Origin of the sequence: Bradyrhizobium hereditatis, from assembly GCF_020329435.1 — a bacterium.
GTDB classification, from domain to species: domain Bacteria; phylum Pseudomonadota; class Alphaproteobacteria; order Rhizobiales; family Xanthobacteraceae; genus Bradyrhizobium; species Bradyrhizobium hereditatis.
Map to the genome: position 1 here is coordinate 50,365 of NZ_JAGKJK010000009.1, position 20,761 is coordinate 71,125.

The window sequence follows — 20,761 nt, forward strand, 5'->3', positions numbered from 1 at the left end:
GCGACAGTCGGGACCTTCATGACCGCCACCGCTGGTGGCGCCCTTCGGCTCGCCCGTCATGAGAAGAGCAATGCCGGCCAGCACCAACACGATGCCCACCACCGCAAAGGTGTCGCCGAAGCCCATGATCCACGCCTGGGGTAGAGGCTGAACGGCGCATGCGGAGCGATCCGGAGTTCCGCAGGAACGTTTCGCAATGGCGCGATCATCTTGTCTAGCAAAGCTCATTGAACCGTTATCGGATGGAGGTGGATTGTCAGGCAGGGTTTCCCAGGGGAGACACCTGAAGTCGCTTCCTTCATCTAAGGCAGTCTTGAGACCAGTAGCTGGGTGGGTGGATAGCGCAGCCGGCGGATCAAAGGGCGTCTCGCCCAAGCTAAAGAACCGAAGTCTCGCGGATGCGGCCCGCGCTTCTGGCTGGATCTGCCGGGGCGACACGCAGGAAACCCTCCGAACCATCCCCACTTGGACGCGCCGAGCCCTGCATATCACCCGAATGATCCGGACAACGCGAGCCGAAATCACCATGTGAGAGGTCGAGCTTGGCCAGCGCTTCACCCGGGTTACGACACATGTCGCCCTTGCCGCAGTCGTTGGACAGCTTCGGGTTGCAGTAGTCCTTCTGCGGCTGGCAGTTCATGGCGTCCTTCCAGTCACCATCCTGCTTGGAGCACTCGCCCTTGCCGCCTTTCGAGTAGTCGGATTTCCCGGCATGCTTCGAATTGTCGCCTTTGCGGCCGTCATCGGAGCAGCCGTCGTGGCCCTGCGCGAGCTTGGTCGATTTCGCACCTTCGGCGGCAAACCCGGTGTGACCAGCATCGCGCGCAGGCGCCGCTGCTGGTCTGCGGCCTATAACTCCGACCTGAGACGGCTGGGCTGCCGCGGGAAGACGGATGATCATATCCGCTCCGTGGGCGATTTCGGGTCGGTGTGCTATACTCACACGAGTCATATTTAAATGCTGGAGATTGGCGTTGATTTCTTTTTCCTTTTCGGTGTCCAGATGTGCCGTGCCCTCGTCCAGAAACAGGATCTTTGGTCGGCGATAGAGCGCGCGCGCAAGCAGTATTCGCTGTTTCTGCCCGCTGGATAATGAGCTTCCCATGTCACCGATGAGGCTATTGTAGCTCATCGGCATTGCCATGATAACGTCGTGGATACCGGCAATCTGCGCACACTCGATCATCCATTGCCGATCGAATGTTGTCTCAAAAAAGCAGATGTTGTCGGCAATAGATCCTGACAGCAACTGATCCTCCTGCATCACCGCGCCAATGTGCTCGCGATAAACGCGTGGTCCGATCTGGCCTAGCGGAAGGCCGTCGATCAGGACCTCGCCGCTCGTTGGCTCGAGCAGCCCAAGCATAATCTTGACCAGAGTTGTCTTGCCGCAGCCGGAAGGTCCCATGATCGTCACGAATTGTCCCGGAGCAACGCTCAGATTGACGTTGTTGAGAATCAGGGGCTCTGCTTCTGCATAGCGGAAGCACACGTTGCGCAGTTCAATCGAGCCGAGGATCGGTCGCACATATGACAGATCCTGGTCGTGCCCTCGCTCTAGGGGGGTGAGCGCAATATCGGCGAGACGCTCCAAGTGCAGTCCGAGAATGCGCAGTTCCACCAGCTTCTCGATTAGCAGCGCTGTCCGTTCGGCGAACTGCAGCTTGTAGCTGACGAACGCGAATATCATGCCAACCGAGATAAGGTTGTCTAGTGCGAGGCGAGCGGCGAGGTAGATTGTGATTACGTTCTCCAGGCCGTATATGGTGTCATTGATGGCTTTGAAGCTGATCCTCGCCCGGCCTAGCCGCACGTTGGCATTTACATACTCAGCATAGCGGTTCAGCCATTGGCTCTCCCGCTCGTTTTCTCGGTTGAGCAGCTTCAGGCTCTGCACCGCCCGCACGGTTTCGATGAAGTTGGAGTTCTCCTGTGCCTTGCTGTGAATGGCCGCTTCGCTCCGTTGTCGGAACATCCTGAAGAGAGCTAGTCGCAAGGCGGCGTACAGCGCGAACGCGAACAGGACGATGAATCCGAGCTGGACGCTGTATGCGAACATCAACCCCAGCATGAGCACCGACATCAGGCCGTCGATCAAGCCCGTGATCAGTCCCTCCGCGAGCATGTTGCGGATGGGCTCGATCGAGCCGAAGCGCGACAGGATGTCGCCGATGTGCCGTTTTTCGAAGAATGAGAGAGGCAAACGCACCAGATGATGAAACAGCCGGGCGCCGATCTGAAAGCTCAGCGTGTTCTGCAGAAGAAGAACAATGAACGAGCGGGTCGCAGTCGACGCGACTTTGATCAGGACGAGTAGCCCGAATCCAAGCCCGAGTACGAGCAGAAGATCGACGTCGCCTCTGGCGATAACCTCGTCAACCGTGAGCTGCATGTAGAAAGGAGCGGCGAGGATAAGGATCTCGATGACCACCGAGAGAACCAATATTTGCGTTAAGACATGAGAGTTCCCCCTCATTCCGCTCCAGAATGCTGAAAACGGTAATCGCACTCTCTGGTCTGTGCGGCAGAACTCTTCTGTGGGTGAGAGTTCAAGTACGACTCCGGTGAGATGTCTCGATGCTTCGGTGATGGGAAACCATTTCTCGCCGGCGGCCGGATCGTGAACCACGATTCCGTGTTTCTTGCACGCCTTCAGGACAACGAAATGATCCATGTCCCAGTGCAAGATCGCCGGCAGACGCAGTTGGCCCAGATGGTCAACCTCGATTCGCAGCGGCCGGCATGCCAGGCCCAGGTGAGCCGCTATCTCCATGAGGTCGCGGAGAGTGACGCCCTTCAGCGAGACTGCGTACCGCCGCCGCAGGCTATTCATGTCAGTTCGATGACCGTGATAGAACGCTACCATGGCAAGGCATGCCAGCCCGCATTCTGCTGCCTCTGTCTGCCTGATGACCGGGAGGAACCCGCGTCCGCTGAAATTCAACAGTCCCTGCATGCGGCTACATCCTTGCGCTCAACAGCGGGTCAAGCAGCCACTGCATCAGCGTGCGCTGCTCAAGGATCACGTCGGCCTTGAGCAGCATGCCTGGCTGAAGCGGCATCTTGCGCCCATAGGCATCGATGTCGGGCCGCTCGGGAAGCACAGTCACGCGGTACGCCGGCTCTTGGAGGGTGATCGGCCCGGTAGCATCATTGCCGGTGAGGATCGTGTGAGAGACTTTTGCCACCGTGCCGCGGTAGGTGCCGAATTTCTGATAGGGAAATGCATCGTAAAGTATCCTGACCTGCTGGCCGGGGCGCACGAATCCGGACGCGCGGGTCGGAAAGAACAGCTCCGCCTGCAAGCTCGAATCAAGTGGGATGATTTCGAGCTGCATATGCTTTGGATCAGCGACCTTGCCGACGGTCGCCTGCACCGTGGACACGCGCCCACTCGTCGGCGCCGTGATAACGTAGGCCCGCCGTCCGTCCACCTCGGCGGTGCGCTGTTCGATCCAGGAGAGATCGCTGCGCAGGACGCGAAGCCTTTCTGCGGCAACGGTCGGAAGTTGCTCGAGCGTATGCTGAGCGTCACTCAACTGGGTGCGTCGTACAGTGATCTGCTGATCGAGCGACGCCAAGCTCTGCGCTTGCTCAAGCGCCGCCTGCTCGCGGCGCTTCAGCTCGACGGCTGGCAACGCCCCCTTCGCGATTAGCGTAGCGCCCGTCGATACAAAACTCTCGGAAAGCTTCAGCCGTTCGTTCTGGATGTTGCGCTGGTCCTCAAGTTGGGAAATCTCTCCCTCGATCCCCTTGATCGTAGAAGCGAGGCGCTCGTGTTCCGAGGCGGTCCGGCGCTCTTCCGCGGCGATCTGTCGCTCGACAACCTCGCGCTGTCGCGCCAGTGCTGCGAGAACGGCGGCATTGACGTCATCGCCGTTGGCGCTGATCTGGGAAGTGACGATGGTCAGGAGCGGGTCGCCCTCGGCAACCTCCTGACCCTCCTTGACGTGGAGTTCTTTGATGAAACCCTGTTGCGGCACCAAAATTTTGACCGCTCCGAAGGTCGGAGTTAGATAACCGGTGACGGTTTCCTTGCGCGCGTATTGAGCGATCGAGATAAAAACCAAAATGAATGCAACAAGGCCCGCAAGAGTCCAGCTGAGGATCGTGCTCGATATCGGCTGCAGCGATACGACCTCGCCCCAGCTGTGGCGTTGATGCAGAAAGTCGATTGCTTCCTGGCGAAATAGAGCTGGCCGTGCCGCCATGGACGCACCTTATTGCTACGTTGCTACGCGCTCATTCGTCAATTTGAGGGCTGCGGGTAGTAGTCTCTCCGCCGCGCCACGGCTGCGGACGGGTACCGCCTAATGCGGTGGAGAACCGCTCCCCCGCCATGGAGAAGCGGTTCGCCCGCGCACATCATCTTTACGTAGATTGCACCTGGATCCCGAGGACGTTGACTCCAATGTTTGTGTCGTTGACGTTGACCAAGCCGAATTGTGTGTTGTCGCCGTCGCAACACTTGTCGTGGCCGCGCTTGTCTCCGCCGGCGGCCACGAGGTCGAGTTCCTCGTCGCGCAGTTCAACAGGATGGGTAAGTTCGTGCATGTTACTCTCCTTTGTACTCTCTTGGGTGTTGATGGCGCCGTACTAACGGCTACCACGTACTCTCTAGTCGGAAGCCGCCAATCTGGATGCACTGGCGCGCAGATTTCTGTGCGGCACGTGCTGGGTGCTCGTTTCATTTTGGATTTACAGCGCTGTATGGAATCGCGCCTTAAACTTGCGATTAGCGCAGCTTCGCCGGCGCGCTGGTCGACGATCGGGTTTTGATGGCGATCTTCGACGGCGGCAGGGCTGCAACTTCGCGTTTCCGGAGGAGAACGCGTTGCGACACTTGGCGGGGCTCGCCACCAAGAAGCGCGCGAGCCTCGTCTTGGCGTCGTAGCTTATGTCGATGATTGCATTCATCGTGAGATAGCCGCGCAACCAGGCGTGCCGATTGCAAGGGCTTGGGTTTCGTCGCAGGCCTGACCACGTTCCTGAAATGTGAAGGAGAGGGACATCGATCTTTCTGAAAGGGATTGCGAATGAGACTGGAAAGCTCGCACGGGATGCAAAGCGTGCTCTGGAGCTATAAGCCCACTTAGCGGAACGAACTTGTGTCTACCATTTTTCAGGGGCGGGAGAAGAGTTTGCAGCAGAAGCGCTGACGATGGCCCAGCTCAATGAGAAGGTTGAAGACGTTTCGCTTCAGATCATCGACGTCAGTTCGCAAACGCCAGACGTGGAGAGGCAAACGTGATCTGCTACTGCTTTTCTATGGCTGAACAGGAGAGCACGACGCCGAACCGCCCTCCGTTACCTCCAAAAGATGCAACAAGCGAACTTCACATCGCCGCTCACCGCGGCTCGCCCAGCAAGCGAGCATGAACTGTTAGACGCCGGTTTGTGCCTCGATGATGACGTCACGAGTTTGTGAAGGCGCAGATCGAAACAATTTTTAATGAATGAAGTAGTCGCCGCTGATTAGGTTTTCACAAACAGCTCATTGTGCACTCGGGAAGTGCAAGTCATCAGTATTGCCTTGCACGGAAAAGGGGTTGCGTACCGTGCCCCACCAACGCGCGTGCTTCACAAATGAAGCGTCTTCCCCAAGCGCGGCGCAGGATCACACATATCGCCATTCCGAGACGGCTCTCAATTACGAAACGGCGCTAATCGAGTGCGCCGCTGGATCGCAGTCTGCCGTCGGCGAGATTTACGCCCGGGAGAAGGATCAGTTGCGCGCGGTGGCGCACCGGATCGTCCACGACAGGTCGCGTGCGGAGGACGTCATCCACGATGCATTCGCGCAAATTCTCCGATGTGCCAAAAGCTTCGATCCCGCACGCGGATCCGCGCGGGGCTGGATCTACGCTATCGTCCGCCACACAGCACTCAGGATGCAGCAGAACGCCAGGCGGGAACTCGTACTCGAAGACCACACGCTGAACGCCGTCTGCGAGCGGGAACAGACGGTCTCGAACCCCGCGTCTCGCATCCCAGACAGTATGACGCTACGGACCATGCTCGATCAACTCGAGCCAAAGCGCCGCGCGAGCCTGCTTCTGGCGATCATCGACGGGCGTACGCATGAGGAGATCGCCGAATACCTCCGCGTTCCGGTGGGAACGGTCAAGGCGTGGATCCGGAGAGAACTCGTGGCCATGCGGCGGCAGCTCGAATGAGGCGTGAATTTGTTTTGCGCGCTGCATCCATCGGGGCGCGTCGACGACAGTAGGTGAGGGCGCCGGGATCCGGAGCAGGCATGGGCCCGTCGCAACCGCGCAGTCAGGAGCGAAACCATGTCTATCCTGAGTTGGGTTACGAGCATTCTCGGGCTGGCAAAGACTCCGGAAATCGGCGTCCCACGCGAGGAATACAAGTCAACCACGCTCGACGACCGCGGCAACGGCGAGCACTTCAAGTGGAACGACGATCACAAGCCTCGCGAGGACTACTTCCAGCACGATAGTGGCTGGAAGGACGCCAAGAACGACGACGGCCCGCCGCAAAAGGACTATTGCGACCCCGAGCCATCCAACGACTACGGCAAGGGCGACACTTATCGTAACCCGGGTGACGCGTTGGCCAAGTTCGACTTCTCACATGGTGATTTCGGCTCCCATGGTCCGGATCATTCGAGTGACATGCAGGTGGCGCTCGCTTCGATGTCGTCCGACGACGCGCTCGAATACGCCATCGCCCAGATGGGTCCCGCGGATCACTTCGAGGGAGGGCACTTTCACATGCCTGCGGACATATCGCACGACACGGACGCCTGATGCGCCGAAAGATCCGCCCGCCAAGGAATGCGCGAGAGTAGTTTCTGATTCGAACGAGAAAAGGCGGCAGTCATGAACGAAGTAGAAAAACGCGAACTGTTCGAACAAGAGCGGAAAATCTTCGAAGCCGGGGTACAGCGTGCTGACAAGCGATCCGGCTCCTTCAATTTCTTGACCTGGCCGTTCTTCATTGCCCCGCTGATTGCCCGCGACGAGTTTCTTGTCGGCATTTTCAAACCGGCGGCGGCCGAGCAGGAGGTCGCCAAAAAGGTTCAGGCAGGCGCCGCGCCGCAGGAGGCGAATGACCATCTGCCGGCGATTGATCGTGCGAAAACGCGCGCAGAGGATGAGACGGCCAAAAGGCCCGCCGCCTCGTCGGAGGCGCGTGCGGCCCAACTCGATCCGACGGGGCTTTTGGCGCAGCCGCATGACGATGCGCTCAAGCCGAGCCCCGCCCGCAGCCAAGTTGTTGCCACCGAGGGGACGGGGGCGGCGATGATGCCGAGTCCCGCCATCATAACGCTCACACCTCAATCGAAGACAGTTCCGTCAACCCGCTACCAGCGGATTCCCACCTCGGAGGCACTCAAATGCAAGGTGGGTCAACGCTCGAATCCGTTCAGTCCAACGTGCGACTCTTTCAGCCCGTCGATGATCGGCTTCGCTCCCCTGCTTGGAGCTGTCGGCAGTCTCAGCAATGACGTGGTGGGAGGCATCGCGCCGGTCGAGGTGCCGCCGCCGGTGCTCGCGACGGTGACCAACACCCTAAGCACGCCGACCCATAACGTGGACGGCACGATCGCGCCGGTCGCAGCGCAGCCGGTGCTCGCGACGGTAACCGACACCGCGGGGACGACGGTAACCGACACCGCGGGGACGCTGACCGATGACGTCGGCGCCACGATCGCGCCGGTCGAGGCGGCAGTGCAGCCGGTGCTCGCGACGGCGACCGACACCGTAAGCACCTTGACCAACGACGTAGTTGACGCGATCGCGCCGGTCGAGGCGGCGGTGCAGCCGGTGCTCGCGACGGCGATCAACACCGTAAGCACGCTGACCGATGACGTCGGCGCCACGATCGCGTCGGTCGAGGCGGGGGTGCAGCCGGTGCTGGCGCCGGCAACCGACACCGTAAGCACGCTGACCGATGACGTCGGCGCCACGATCGCGCCGGTCGAAGCGGCGGTGCAGCCGGTGCTCGCGACGGCAACCGACACCGTAAGCACGCTGACCAATGACGTCGGCGCCACGATCGCGCCGGTCGAGGCGGCGGTGCAGCCGGTGCTGGCGACGGCAACCGACACCGTAAGCACGCTGACCGACGACGTCGGCGCCACGATCGCGCCGGTCGAGGCGGCAGTGCAGCCGGTGCTGGCGACGGCAACCGACACCGTAAACACGCTGACCGATGACGTCGACGCCACGATTGCGCCGGTCGAGGCGGCGATGCAGCCGGTGCTCGCGACCGCGACCGATACCGCGGGTGCGCTGACCGATGACGTCGGCGCCACGATCGCGCCGGTCGCGGCGCCGGTGCAGCAGGTGTTGGCGACGGTGACCGACACTGCGGCTACGCTGAGCGATGACGTCGACGCCACGATTGCGCCGGTCGAGGCGGCGGCGCAGCCGGTGCTCGCGACCGACACCGCGGGTGCGCTGAGCGATGACATCGACGACACGATCGCGCCGGTCGATGCGGCAGTGCAGCCGGTGCTGGCGACGGCAACCGACACCGTAAGCACGCTGACCGATGACGTCGACGCCACGATTGCGCCGGTCGCGCCGCCGGTGCAGCCGGTGCTGGAGACGGCAACCGACATCGCAAGCACGCTGACCGATGACGTCGGCGCCTCTATCGCGCCGGTCGCGGCGGCGGTGCAGCCGGTGCTGGCGACGGCAACCGACACCGTAAGCATGCTGACCGATGACGTCGGCGCCACGATCGCGCCGGTCGCGGCGGCGATGCAGCCGGTGCTGGCGACGGCAACCGACATCGGAAGCACCTTAACCAATGACGTGGTTGACGCGATCGCGCCGGTCGAGGCAGCAGTGCAGCCGGTGCTCGCGACGGCAACCGACACTGGAACCACGCTGATCAATGACCTCGGCGACACGATCGCGCCGGTCGAGGCGGCGGTGCAGTCAGTGCTCGCGACCGCGACCGACACCGCGGGTGCGCTGAGCGATGACATCGACGACACGATCGCGCCGGTCGATGCGGCAGTGCAGCCGGTGCTGGCGACGGCAACCGACACCGTAAGCACGCTGACCGATGACGTCGACGCCACGATCGCGCCGGTCGCGCCGCCGGTGCAGCCGGTGCTGGCGACGGCAACCGACACCGTAAGCATGCTGACCGATGACGTCGGCGCCTCTATCGCGCCGGTCGCGGCGGCGATGCAGCCAGTGCTCGCGACCGCGACCGACACCGCGGGTGCGCTGACCGATGACGTCGGCGCCACGATCGCGCCGGTCGCGGCGGCGATGCAGCCGGTGCTCGCGACCGTGACCGACACTGCGGCTACGCTGAGCGATGACGTCGGCGCCACGATTGCGCCGGTCGAGGCGGCAGTGCAGCCGGTGCTCGCGACCGCGACCGACACCGCGGCTGCGCTGAGCGATGACGTCGACACCACGATCGCGCCGGTCGAGGCGGCAGTGCAGCCGGTGCTCGCGACGGCAACCGACACCGCGGGTGCGCTGAGCGATGACATCGGCGCCACGATCGCGCCGGTCGATGCGGCAGCGCAGCCGGTGCTCGCGACGGCAACCGACACCGTAAGCACGCTGACCGATGACGTCGATGCCACGATTGCGCCGGTCGAGGCGCCGGTGCTCGCGACAGTGACCGACACTGCGGCTACGCTGAGCGATGACGTCGACGATACGCTTGCGCCGGTCGACGCGACGGCGCAGCCAGTGCTGGCGGCGGTGACCGACAGCGCGGCTACGCTGAGCGATGACGTCGACGACACGATCGCGCCGGTCGAGGCGACGACGCAGCCGGTGCTGGCGGCGGTGACCGACGCTGCGGCTACGCTGGCCGATGACGTAGGCGACACCATTGCGCCCGTGACCGGTGACGCGGCACAGCCAGTAAGTGCAGTCAGCGACACTCTTGCGGATGCGGCGCCGGTCGTTGAGACGACCGAGCCGGTGCTCACGACAGCAGCTGCCACCCTGAGCGACCCGACCAGCGACGTGTCAGATCCGGCCGACGCCGGGACCCTGGCCAGCGACACTCTTGCGGATGCGGCGCCGGTCGTTGAGACGACCGAGCCGGTGCTCACGACAGCAGCTGCCACCCTGAGCGACCCGACCAGCGACGTGTCAGATCCGGCCGACGCCGGGACCCTGGCCAGCGACACTCTTGCGGATGCGGCGCCCGTCGTTGAGACGACCGAGCCGGTGCCGACGACAACAGCTGCCGTCGTGAGCGATCCGACCAGCGACGTGTCAGATCCGACCGACGCCGGGACTGTGGCCAGCGACACTCTTGCGGATGCGGCGCCAGTCGTTGAGACGACCGAGCCGGCACCGACGACAACAGCTGCCGCCGTGAGCGATCCGACCAGCGACGTGACCAGCCACGTGTCAGATCCGGCCGACGCCCGAACCGCGGCCAGCGACGCTGTTGCGGATGCGGCGCCAGTCGTTGAAACGAGCGAGCCGGTGCCGACGACAACAGCTGCCGCCGTGAGCGATCCGACCAGCGACGTGACCAGCCACGTGTCAGATCCGGCCGACGCCGGGACCGCGGCCAGCGATGCTCTTGCGGATGCGGCGCCAGTTGAGACGAGCGAGCCGGCGCCGACGACAACAGCTGCCGCCGTGAGCGATCCGGCCAGCGACGTGTCAGATCCGGCCGACGCCGGGACCGCGGCCAGCGATGCTCTTGCGGATGCGGCGCCAGTTGAGACGAGCGAGCCGGCGCCGACGACAACAGCTGCCGCCGTGAGCGATCCGGCCAGCGACGTGTCAGATCCGGCCGACGCCGGGACCGCGGCCAGCGACGCTGTTGCGGATGCGGCGCCAGAGACGAGCGAGCCGGCGCCGACGACAACAGCTGCCGCCGTGAGCGATCCGACCAGCGACGTGACCAGCCACGTGTCAGATCCGGCCGACGCCGGGACCGCGGCCAGCGACGCTCTTGCGGATGCGGCGCCGGTGGTTGAAACGAGCGAGCCGGCGCCGACGACAACAGCTGCCGCCGTGAGCGATCCGGCCAGCGACGTGTCAGATCCGGCCGACAGCGGGACCGTGGCCAGCGACACTCTTGCGGACGCGGCGCCGGTGGTTGAAACGAGCGAGCCGGCGCCGACGACAATAGCTGCCGCCGCGAGCGATCCGGCCAGCGACGTGTCAGATCCGGTCGACAGCGGGACCGTGGCCAACGACGCTCTTACGGATGCGGCGCCGGTCGATGAGGCCGCAGGCGACGTGATCGCTTTGAAGGATGAGCCACCGCCACCAGAAAATGCTCTGCACACCGGAACCGAGTACACCGATTACGGCGTTAACCTTAGCAGCGACAGCGCAGCTCCCCCGCAGGATACGGGCTCTTCGGCCGACGCCGCGTCGGCGTCTGACACTGCGCCGCCGCCTCCTGAGATCGTGGATACGAATCAGCCAACAGACCCTGAACTTGCTATCCTATAGCGGGGGCGAACATGGCGGCCGTCGAGATACTGGACAATCCGCCGCGCAGCCATTCTGCAGATCACCTTCGCGTCGCACCCGGCGGCGAGGCCCGCGACTATGTTGGACCTGTCAACCCGCTGGCCACCTGGCGTTCGGTCGCGCGCACGAACCTGATTGCGGTCGCTGCATTTTCGGTCGTCGTGAATCTGCTGATGCTCACGCTGCCGATCTACCTGTTCCAGATTTCCGATCGCGTGCTGACGAGCCGCAGCGTCGAAACACTGCTGATGCTCTCGGCTCTCGCGCTGGCGTTCATCGGCATCCTCTCGATCATCGACATTCTGCGTCGGCAGGTGCTGGGGCGTTTTGCGACCAAGATGGAGGCGGTGCTCGGCGGTGCAGTGCTGGCGAGCAGCATCAACAACGCCAGGGCGGGCGAGGGCGGGACCATCCAGGCGATTCGTAGCCTTCACCAGGTGCGGGGATTCATCTCGAGCCCCGTCATGCTTATGCTGATGGACGCGCCGCTCTCGCCCCTCTACTTCGGAGTCATATTTCTCATTCACCGTGATCTCGGCTTAATCGCTGTCGTGTCAGGCTTGGCGCTGGTGCTGATTGCGGTGCTCAACCAGAAGGCGACTTCGGAGCGTCTTAGCGAGGCAGGCCTGCATGCTGCTGAGGCCGATGCGGCGGCCGAGTCGCTGGCGCGAAATTCGCAGGTGATCAATGCGATGGGAATGCTGAGCGAGAGCATTCTTCATTGGGGTCGCCGGCAGGCGCCGGCCCTGACGGTGCAGAGCCAGGCCCTTGACCGGAATTTCTGGATCAGCGGTGCGTCGAAGTTCGTCCGGCTCGTGACCCAGATCACGATCCTCGGCGTGGGCGCCTATCTGGCCCTCAACGCCGAGATCACCGGCGGCATGATGATCGCGGCCGCAATCATCGTTGGCCGCGCGTTGCAGCCGCTCGAGGGCCTGATCGAGGGATGGCGCAGCTGCGTTCAGGCGCGATCGGCCTATCAGCGTGTCAAGCAGGCAGTCGAGTCATTCCAGCGCGAGACGCCGAAGCTGCGCCTGCCCAAGCCGCAAGGGCGCCTGACCGTGGATCGGGTCTTGTATTTGCCGCCCGGCTCGAAGGAGCCGGTGCTCAATAGTGTGTCGCTCGAGCTCGCGCCCGGAGAGTCTCTGGCCATTGTCGGACCGTCTGGGTCGGGCAAGTCGACGCTTGCGCGCATTCTGGTGGGCTGTCTGGTGCCGACCGCCGGTAAGGTCAGGCTGGATGGAACGGAGCTGCGCAATTGGGATCGCCGCCAGTTTGGCGAATACACCGGCTATCTGCCCCAGGAGGTCGAGCTATTTCCCGGGACGATCAAGCAGAACATCTGCCGCATGCGGGACGACCTGCCCGACGCGAGCATCTATGAGGCGGCGATATTCTCGGGCATCCACGACATGATCTGTCAGCTGCCGCAAGGATACGAGACCGTGCTCGACCGCGGGGGCGGGCCGCTCTCCGGGGGACAGAAGCAGCGCATCGCGCTCGCCCGGGCTTTCTTCGGTGATCCGTGCCTTGTCGTCCTCGACGAGCCCAACTCGAATCTCGACGCGGCGGGCGAGCTGGCTCTGACCGAGACCCTGCAGCGCGCCAAGCAGCGGAGGGTCACCGCGGTGGTGGTAACCCTCCGCCCGGCGCTGCTGAACAGCGTGGACAAAGTGCTCATCCTGCGGGCCGGACGGGCGGAAGCATTCGGATCCCCGAGCGACGTGCTGCATCGCCTGGTTCGGTCGCCCGGTGGAGCCGCCGCAGGTAAGCCGGAGCAGCCGCAACGCATCGAATCCTCTGGCCCGTGAGGTGACCGCGCGGGAGGACAGCATGAAAGCAAAAAAGGACAGCACCGGTGAGTGGTACCGCGGCGTCCCGCTGAGCGCCAAATGGCCCATCTTTACCGGCCTCGCCATGCTGGTCGTTTGGCTAGGGTGTTTCGGTGTTTGGGCCGGAGTCGCTCCACTGAACAGTGCGGTAGTCACCTCGGGCACGTTCGTGGCTACCGGACAGAACAAGCTGGTCCAGCACCTTGAGGGCGGCATCATCCGCGAGATTGCGGTAAAGGACGGTGATGCCGTGGAGGCCAACCAGGTGCTCGTTCGCATGGACGACACCGCTGCCAACGCCAAGCTGAGGCGGTTGGTTTTAAAGAAGTATCGGCTGCTCGCCATGAAGGCGCGTCTCGAAGCTGAAATGAGCTCTTCAGAGACAATCGAACCTCCCGCAGCATTCAGCGCGAGCGCACGTGATCCGGAAATCAAAGCGCTTCTTGAGCGGCAACGTGCCGAACTGAGGGCACGCCGGACTAGTCTCGTTACCCAGGAAGGCGTACTCATGAAGCAAATCGCCGGGCTGGAGGAAAGCATCCGCGGATATCAGGCTCAAGTGCAGTCCACCCAGCAGCGTATTGCCCTTTTCGCCGAAGAGCTGAAGGACAAGAATTCGCTTCTTCGCCAGCAGTTGGTCCGCAAGTCAGATGTGCTGGCGCTGCAACGCTCCGAGGCGAGTCTCGAGGGAGAGCTCGGCGAGTATCTTGGCCGCATCGCCGACTCGAAGGAGAGAATCGCTCAGGCGAACGAAAGAATAGCCCAGCTCCACTCGACGGCGCTCCGGGATGCGATCAAGGAGCTGCGCGAGACCGAAGCGGACCTGGATGACGTGGAGGAGCAGATTCGCGCCGCCCAGGATATCGTCGACCGCGTCGACGTTCGCTCGCCGGTTCGAGGCATCGTGGTGAAGAGAAACTTCCATACACCGGGCGGCGTCGTCTCTCCTGGCGCCGTGCTGCTTGAGCTCCTACCGATAGGCGAAGAGCGCGTCATCGAGGCACATGTGAGTCCCAACGACATTTCGCACGTGAGCGTAGGTCAGGAGGCGCTGGTGCGGCTGTCGGCGCTCAACCAGCGCATCACGCCCATGGTCGGCGCAAGCGTCATCTATGTGTCAGCGGACGTGTTGGCGGAGCAAGTACAGATCAAGGCCGAAACACGCCATGCGAGTGACACGCGTCGGGAATTCTATGTGGTTCGGGTGCGCCTAGACCAAGACGATATTCTCAAGCGCATGCCTGATTTCATCCCGACACCCGGCATGCCGGCCGACATTTACATCAAGACCGGAGAGCGTACGTTTTTCGAGTACATCATGAAGCCGGCCTTCGATAGCTTCTCCCGCGCTTTCCGCGAAACCTGAATGAACGAGCAATCTGGTCGTCAATCCCGAGCACCGCGAATATGCGTGACGAACGGAGTTCGAGCGCGTGGCGCGATGCGCAACTTGGGTATCCACTGCTTCTGCTATAGGCTTGCGGATCGACAGAAAATGAATCCGCCTCGGTCGACTAGGGGGCCGAACGCAGATCTTCCGTCAGGTCGTGGACGGCGCTGCACCCTTGTCCGAGTCGCGCTGACCAGGGTCCGACCCTGGGACGAAACGGAAGTAGCGACCGGACTGATGTCAGCTCGCGGCCCCAAGCCGACCAACTTCGTCGCTTGCGGCTGGTCTGGTATTGAGGGCGGACCGGACTTCGCATCAGCGATCCTTTTGACCCGCCGCTTGTGACCCATGTCGGACATAAAGATCGCGTGAAAGGAAGCCTGATAGCGACGGCGTGCGACTCGGCAATCATGCCGGGGCTGCTTGACGATGAAAGGCAGCCATCAAATGTTGTACGAAAATTTGCGCAACAGTGCATCCAGATTGTCGGCTTCCGACTAGAAGTAGCATGCCAGACGTTTCAGTAACTTGCATCGAAGGAGTGCAACGTGGCGATGCCTAAGCCAAATTGGTTGCCGACGGTAGTGCCTTACGGCGCTGATCAGACCGTCTACCTTGTGTTCGATAGTTTCGGAGCGTCACGCAGTGATTGCCCTGAAAAACAGATCGAGCGGGACGACCTCGAAACGACCATCTCCGATCTCCTAACCGGCCAATTCAACGCCCCGGTTCGCGTCATGGCCTTCAACACACTTGAGCACTGGATCGAGGATGTTTCCAATCAAGTCGCCGAAGATATTCAAGCCCGCTGCTATATCGATGGCGTACCAGTACCCGAACACGTCAGGGACTTTGTTGCAAGCCACACCGGTTTCTGACAAGCGGGGTGCTGATGTGAGGCCGGACTTCAAATTGCGAGACATAGCGACGACATTCAGTTTCCCGATCCGCCCTAGTAAAGGCGCGTGCCAGGAATGCCCCGGATGAGGACACCGCGCTCTCGATCGCATTAAACGGCGCCAGACCATGCGGGTTGTGGAGTGGAGCCCCGCTGATCGAGGAACGCTGCGCTGCGCCGCCCCAAAGGGCGGTCTGCGCTGACGCGCGAGCCTTTAACGGGCGCGCTTCACCGCTCCGCCGTCCGCTCCACCACGCCTTGCAATCCCGTGCGGGTCGTGAAGACGAATAACCGCCATATTTACGTCGAAGCAGCGTATCCCGGAAGCACTAGGGACCCTCGTCTGTAGTCTGGGCGTGTGCCGGAATGGAGCTAGGCCTGAGCGGCGGGAATTGGGCTCGCTACGAACGTAACCCGGCGGCACGACTTGGCGCCAACTGCGCCTGTCGATGTGCCCGCAAAGGGACGGACCGTGACCAAATATTGCGCTTGCACGGTCATGGGGCGATTTTTTTCATTTGGAAACGGCTGCCAAGTTGTTGATATCATTAGAGGCCGTTTTCGGCATTTTTTCCAAATGCGCCTCGAAATCAGTAGATAATCAAACTGATTTTGATTCCGCCATTCGGAGGTTCGATCCCTCCCGCCCCAGCCAGCACTTAAGCTGCTGAGTTCGCTATGTAAGCAGCTCTTCTCCAGCCAAATTTTTTGGCGCGTATATACCGCGGAGGCTACTCGGGCAGGTCTATCACGCCATCATCGTAGAATAGGGTATTAAGGCGAACAGATCGGACAACCAACGCGCTGCTCTCCCACGCCACGGCAGTACATCGACCCCGCCATTTGGCCAGCATTATTGTCCCTATTTGAACCAGTGCACTTACGCGGCGATCTATGCAAGGGTGCTCGACGACGAAGGCGGGAAGGGCTACACGCTCCCTTGGTCACAGCTGCAAGGATAACGAGTGACTCAGCTTCGATGCCCATCCGATCTGCTCGGGCGGGGCTCTTCTCCTTGAAGCTGACCGCAACATCCCAGAATTCCAATTTGTCCTTTCCGCTCGATGGAGCCGGACCGCCGAACGGTCTCGCATCGCAGATCATGAAAGTCCGAGGCGCCGGCCTCGTGAACGGCTATTGGGCCAAATGCAGCATTCTGACGTTTGCTCCAGAAAAGCGGTTTGGAGGAATGTTTGGGCTCAATCGTGCACGAGTCGGAGAATACCGAACTGAGAGCAATCCGGATGGCGTGTGCTATTAACGTGCAGCCGCTCTGCCCCTAATGAATCTTGCCTTCATCAAGGTGACTTGCATCGAGAGTATCCCGGGCAACGATACGGGCCGACAATTCCGTGGGCTAACCGAGCGGCGGTGCGTAAAGCGATGCTAGGCGACAAGGTTATTATTGTGTCATTTCGAAGCGCCGCAGCCATCGACCTCTGGATATGATCAACGAGTTCTGGACCTAGTCCTGCATTGGTGGGAGCCTGCAACGATGAGCAACAAAATTGCAGCCATCGTTGCCGAATTGTCGTTAGTTGCCGGAGATGCCAGCCTCCTTGATGAGGCTTCGCCATTTGATCACCTCCGCTGAAATCAGGGCCTTGAACTCAGCTTGGCTCGTGTAGATCGGATCGGCTCCGATATCGATCATGCGCTTCTGCACCGCCGGATTGGACATGATCTTGACCACCTCGCTGTGAAGCCGGTCGACGATCGGTTTGGGCGTCCCCCTGGGAACGAGCAGGCCGAACCAAGCAGAGGATTCCAGATCCGCAATTCCCGCTTCCGCCATGGTGGGAACGTCTGGAAGCGCCTTGCTGCGTTGCTTGCTGGTTACGGCCAGTGGCTTTACCTGACCGGCCTGCAGCTGGCTCGCAATGTTGGGTATGAGCTGAAAGCTGGCCGGCACGTCGCCCGACACAAGATCGACGGTTAGTTGGCCGGCCCCGCGGTAGGGGACATGAAGCAAACGCGTTCCGGTCCGGCGCTCAAACAGCACGCCGGCAAGATGTTGCGAGCTTCCATTGCCGATCGACGAATATGAGATCTGTTCTCGGCTCGCTTTCGCAAAGTCGATAAATTCCTTTACGTTGGACGCCGGAATCTTGGCCGGATTGACGACGAGAACGTTGGGCATTGTCGAGATCAGTGAGATCGGCTCGAACGCGGTCTCCGGATCATAGGGAAGATCAGCCGTCAGCGTCTTGTTGACGGCGAGCGGGCCTGAAGAGCTCAGCAGCAGGGTATAGCCGTCCGGAGCAGCCCTCGCCACACTGTTCGTGCCGATATTCCCGCCGGCGCCTCCCTTGTTTTCGACCACAATCGTGACGCGGAGGGCCTCTCCCAGCTTGTCGGCGAGGATACGTGTGATTGCGTCACTTGCGCCTCCGGCCGGGAAGGGGACCACCAATGTGATTGGACGGGAAGGATAATTGTCTGCGATCGCCGAATCGGCCTGCATGACGAGAGCAGACAACGTGCAAAGTGCAATGGCAGTGGAGCGGAAAAACATTGGCGTCCTCAAAGGGTAGGGGCCGGCGGACCGTGTCCACTCGGACAAGCCTGTCCACGTGACGCGCGCCCTGTACGTACCCGAACGTTTCCTCGGCGCACTTGGGCGCCCTTGGGATCCAATTCTGGACAAGCGACTGACGCACCTCGATTCCGTCGAGTCTCGGGACTTACCAAAGCGTCTCAAAAACAGGGTCTGGTTGGGCAGTTGACTGCGATCGCTCGACGGCGAACGGGTTCTAGAACGCCAATCGCTGTCGCCGGCGTAGCTTTCGCGGACTTAAGTAAAATCGAAAGCGTCCCGATTGCGACGTGGCAGTTGCGTCAACGCCTCGAGCGATTGCGCGCCCAGTTGCCCCATCGCGGTTTCCAGTTCTTCCTTCAACAGCCCGGCTACATAGTCTGCGCCGTGCTCGCCGAGCGCACCGAGGCCGAGAAGGAAGGCGCGGCCTGCAAATGTGCCGCGGGCGCCAAGCGCGAGGGCGCGGGCGACGTCGAGGCCCGAGCGGATGCCGCTGTCGAACAGGGTGGTGGCTCTGCTGCCGACGCGTGCGACGATGGCGGGCAGGACATCGATCGCGGCAGGCGCCGCATCGAATTGCCGACCGCCATGGTTGGAAACCAGGATGCCGTCCACTCCCGTTGCAACGGCCATCTCGGCATCGTCGGGATGCATGACACCCTTCACGACCAGCGCCCCCGGCCAGGCATCCCGCATCCGTTTCAGCACATCCCACGAAAACGTGCCCTTGATCTGGCTCTGCACAAAGCCGGCTGTATTCGCCAACGTCGCCGGCTTTTCGACGTAGCGCTCCATGTTGCGAAAGGCCGGGGTCCCCGCTGTGGCGAGCGCGAGCAGCCACGACGGCGCCAGCGCGACGTCCAGGATAGTCTTCGGCGTAGGGCGGAATGGGACCACCAGGCCGTTACGCAGGTCGCGAGGCCGTTTTGAGCGTACCGGCGCATCCAGTGTCGCTGCCAGCGCCCGTACGCCGGCCGTAGCGGCCCGCTTGATCAGATCGAAAGTAACGGCATGATCGTTGGCGGGCAGGCCGTAGAGCTGAAACCAGGCATAGGGACCTGCGAGCTCGGCGACCTCTTCGATCGCAGCAGTGGCGAGCGAGCCGGCAATATAGGGAATACGCGCCTTGCCGGCGGCGCGCGCGAGAATCTGCGTAGCGCCGGGCCAGATGATGCCGTCGACGCCCACGGGAGAAATGCCGATCGGCGCGGCGCAGTGCACGCCGAACAGTTCGACGTCCATGCGGACGGGACCGGGATTGCCGTAGCGGGGGACCAATTCCACCGCGTCGAGCGCCAGTCGATTGCGCCGCGTGTTGAGATCGCTCCCGGTGCCGCCCTCGAGAAAGTCGAAGGCAAAGCGCGGGATGCGGCGGCGGGCGCGGCGCTCGATGTCATCCAGCGTAGGCAAACGCTGCCGCAAGCGAGCCTCGGGACTAGTTCCGCTGCCTGCACCCCAGGCGTGCGCGCGTGATGAAGAGCGGCGAAGATCGCCCGTCATGAGAAAGCGTCCTTATTGCGTAGCTCGTCATAGAATGCGCCCCGCCATCACCGCAAATAATTAGCGATGATAACTGCGATCATTTCAGATGATTGCCAGCGATGCTGCTATCGCGACCTGGCGCGTCGGGTAGCGTGGCGCCTCCCGGCGCCGCCGGAATGCGGCTGCACGTAGTTGCTTGCCGATCTCGCTGCCTCGAGCAGGTCGCGGCGAATGATATCCAGCACGGCTCTGGCGGCCGGGGACACCATTCGGCGCGGATGATGAACCCAGGCGATCGATCTGACGATACGCGGTTCGACAAAGCGGTGCGCTCTCACCCTGCCGTCGGCTAGCGACTGTTGAAGTGCAATCGTGGGCAGCACGGTCACCAGATTCGTTGTGGCGATCACATCGCAGACCGCGGGCAGAGTGTCGAGCTCCAGTCTCGGCTTCAATTCGATGCCGGCCGTGGCCGCGTGCTCCTCCAGGATTATGCGCAGGCCGTGCCGTCTCGATGGCATGACCAGGTCGAACTCGGGCAGATTCCCGAAGCGCAGGTTCGTCGGCGGCTTGATGGGCGAATCCTTTCGGCAGGCGAATACCATTTCCTCGTCCATCACATGGTGCGCGGCGAGCGAAACGCGCCGGCGTGGCACGTTGATCAGCGCAAAGTCCAGTTGCCCGGAATTGACCCAGTCCGTCAGCGTTTCCGTGTAGCCCTCGCAGGCCGAGAGCGTGATCTCCGGATAGAGTTGCGCAACGGTTGCCGACGAACTCGCCATCGTGCTTTGCGCCACCGACGTGATCAGCCCGACTGAAACCCGCCCCGAGATCCGGCCGTTGAGCCGCGCCATTTCTTGCTTGGCATATTCGACGTCGCGCACGATCGGAGACACGAGCCGGGAGAATGCTTCGCCGGCGGTCGTCAGCGTCATGCCGTTGTTGCTTCGTTCGAACAGCTTTTGGCCGAGCTCGGCCTCGAGCTTGGCGATCTGCATGCTGAGTGCCGGCTGCACGATGTTGAGCTGGCGCGCCGCGCGGGTCACGTTCCTCTCTTCCGCCAGGCAAAGGAAGTATTGCATCTGCCTGAATTCCATAGCCGTCCCCTCCCTGTCATGCTAGACGGCCATCATTTCAGATGATCGAGTTCATCATCAATCATTATTTGTT

At 62.0% G+C, this 20,761-nt stretch carries 12 protein-coding genes; 6 read left to right on the plus strand and 6 right to left on the minus strand.

All coding sequences use genetic code 11. From position 1 onward, the window contains the following. Positions 1 to 376: 376 nt before the first annotated feature. From J6524_RS21465 to J6524_RS21475, 3 genes are all read right to left on the minus strand, one after another. A complete protein-coding gene (locus J6524_RS21465) occupies positions 377 to 2,956 on the minus strand; it encodes a peptidase domain-containing ABC transporter (protein ID WP_225674126.1) in 2,580 nt (859 codons plus the stop codon). Between the two features lie 4 nt (positions 2,957 to 2,960). Continuing rightward, complete coding sequence (locus J6524_RS21470; protein WP_225674128.1) at positions 2,961 to 4,211, minus strand: beta-barrel domain-containing protein; 1,251 nt, start codon at positions 4,209 to 4,211, stop codon at positions 2,961 to 2,963. A gap of 160 nt (positions 4,212 to 4,371) precedes the next feature. Beyond that, positions 4,372 to 4,554 carry a hypothetical protein gene (locus J6524_RS21475; RefSeq protein WP_225674131.1) on the minus strand — a complete coding sequence of 61 codons (183 nt, stop codon included), beginning with the start codon at positions 4,552 to 4,554 and terminating at the stop codon, positions 4,372 to 4,374. A 1,004-nt stretch (positions 4,555 to 5,558) separates the two neighbouring features. Here J6524_RS21475 and J6524_RS21480 point away from each other — a divergent pair. The 6 genes from J6524_RS21480 to J6524_RS21505 all read left to right on the plus strand — a co-directional run bounded on the left by J6524_RS21480 (position 5,559) and on the right by J6524_RS21505 (position 15,553). Continuing rightward, on the plus strand, positions 5,559 to 6,176 hold the full coding sequence (locus J6524_RS21480; protein WP_225674621.1) for a sigma-70 family RNA polymerase sigma factor: 618 nt from the start codon (positions 5,559 to 5,561) through the stop codon (positions 6,174 to 6,176). Between the two features lie 117 nt (positions 6,177 to 6,293). Continuing rightward, positions 6,294 to 6,773, plus strand: coding sequence for a hypothetical protein (locus J6524_RS21485; RefSeq protein WP_225674133.1), 480 nt, complete (start codon positions 6,294 to 6,296; stop codon positions 6,771 to 6,773). Positions 6,774 to 6,845: 72 nt separating this feature from the next. Next, a complete protein-coding gene (locus J6524_RS21490; protein ID WP_225674135.1) occupies positions 6,846 to 11,432 on the plus strand; it encodes a hypothetical protein in 4,587 nt (1,528 codons plus the stop codon). Positions 11,433 to 11,443: 11 nt separating this feature from the next. Beyond that, positions 11,444 to 13,264, plus strand: coding sequence for a type I secretion system permease/ATPase (locus J6524_RS21495; RefSeq protein WP_225674137.1), 1,821 nt, complete (start codon positions 11,444 to 11,446; stop codon positions 13,262 to 13,264). A gap of 22 nt (positions 13,265 to 13,286) precedes the next feature. Further along, a complete protein-coding gene (locus J6524_RS21500) occupies positions 13,287 to 14,651 on the plus strand; it encodes an HlyD family type I secretion periplasmic adaptor subunit (RefSeq protein WP_225674139.1) in 1,365 nt (454 codons plus the stop codon). A 578-nt stretch (positions 14,652 to 15,229) separates the two neighbouring features. Further along, positions 15,230 to 15,553, plus strand: coding sequence for a hypothetical protein (locus J6524_RS21505; protein WP_225674622.1), 324 nt, complete (start codon positions 15,230 to 15,232; stop codon positions 15,551 to 15,553). 1,554 nt (positions 15,554 to 17,107) lie between these two features. Here the strand turns inward: J6524_RS21505 and J6524_RS21510 are convergent. The 3 genes from J6524_RS21510 to J6524_RS21520 form a co-directional block, all read right to left on the minus strand. Then, a complete protein-coding gene (locus J6524_RS21510) occupies positions 17,108 to 18,088 on the minus strand; it encodes a Bug family tripartite tricarboxylate transporter substrate binding protein (protein ID WP_225674141.1) in 981 nt (326 codons plus the stop codon). 279 nt (positions 18,089 to 18,367) lie between these two features. Further along, positions 18,368 to 19,609: an alpha-hydroxy acid oxidase gene (locus tag J6524_RS21515; protein ID WP_225674144.1), complete on the minus strand. Its 1,242-nt coding sequence runs from the start codon at positions 19,607 to 19,609 to the stop codon at positions 18,368 to 18,370. Positions 19,610 to 19,716: 107 nt separating this feature from the next. Next, on the minus strand, positions 19,717 to 20,688 hold the full coding sequence (locus tag J6524_RS21520; protein WP_225674146.1) for a LysR family transcriptional regulator: 972 nt from the start codon (positions 20,686 to 20,688) through the stop codon (positions 19,717 to 19,719). Positions 20,689 to 20,761 lie beyond the last annotated feature (73 nt).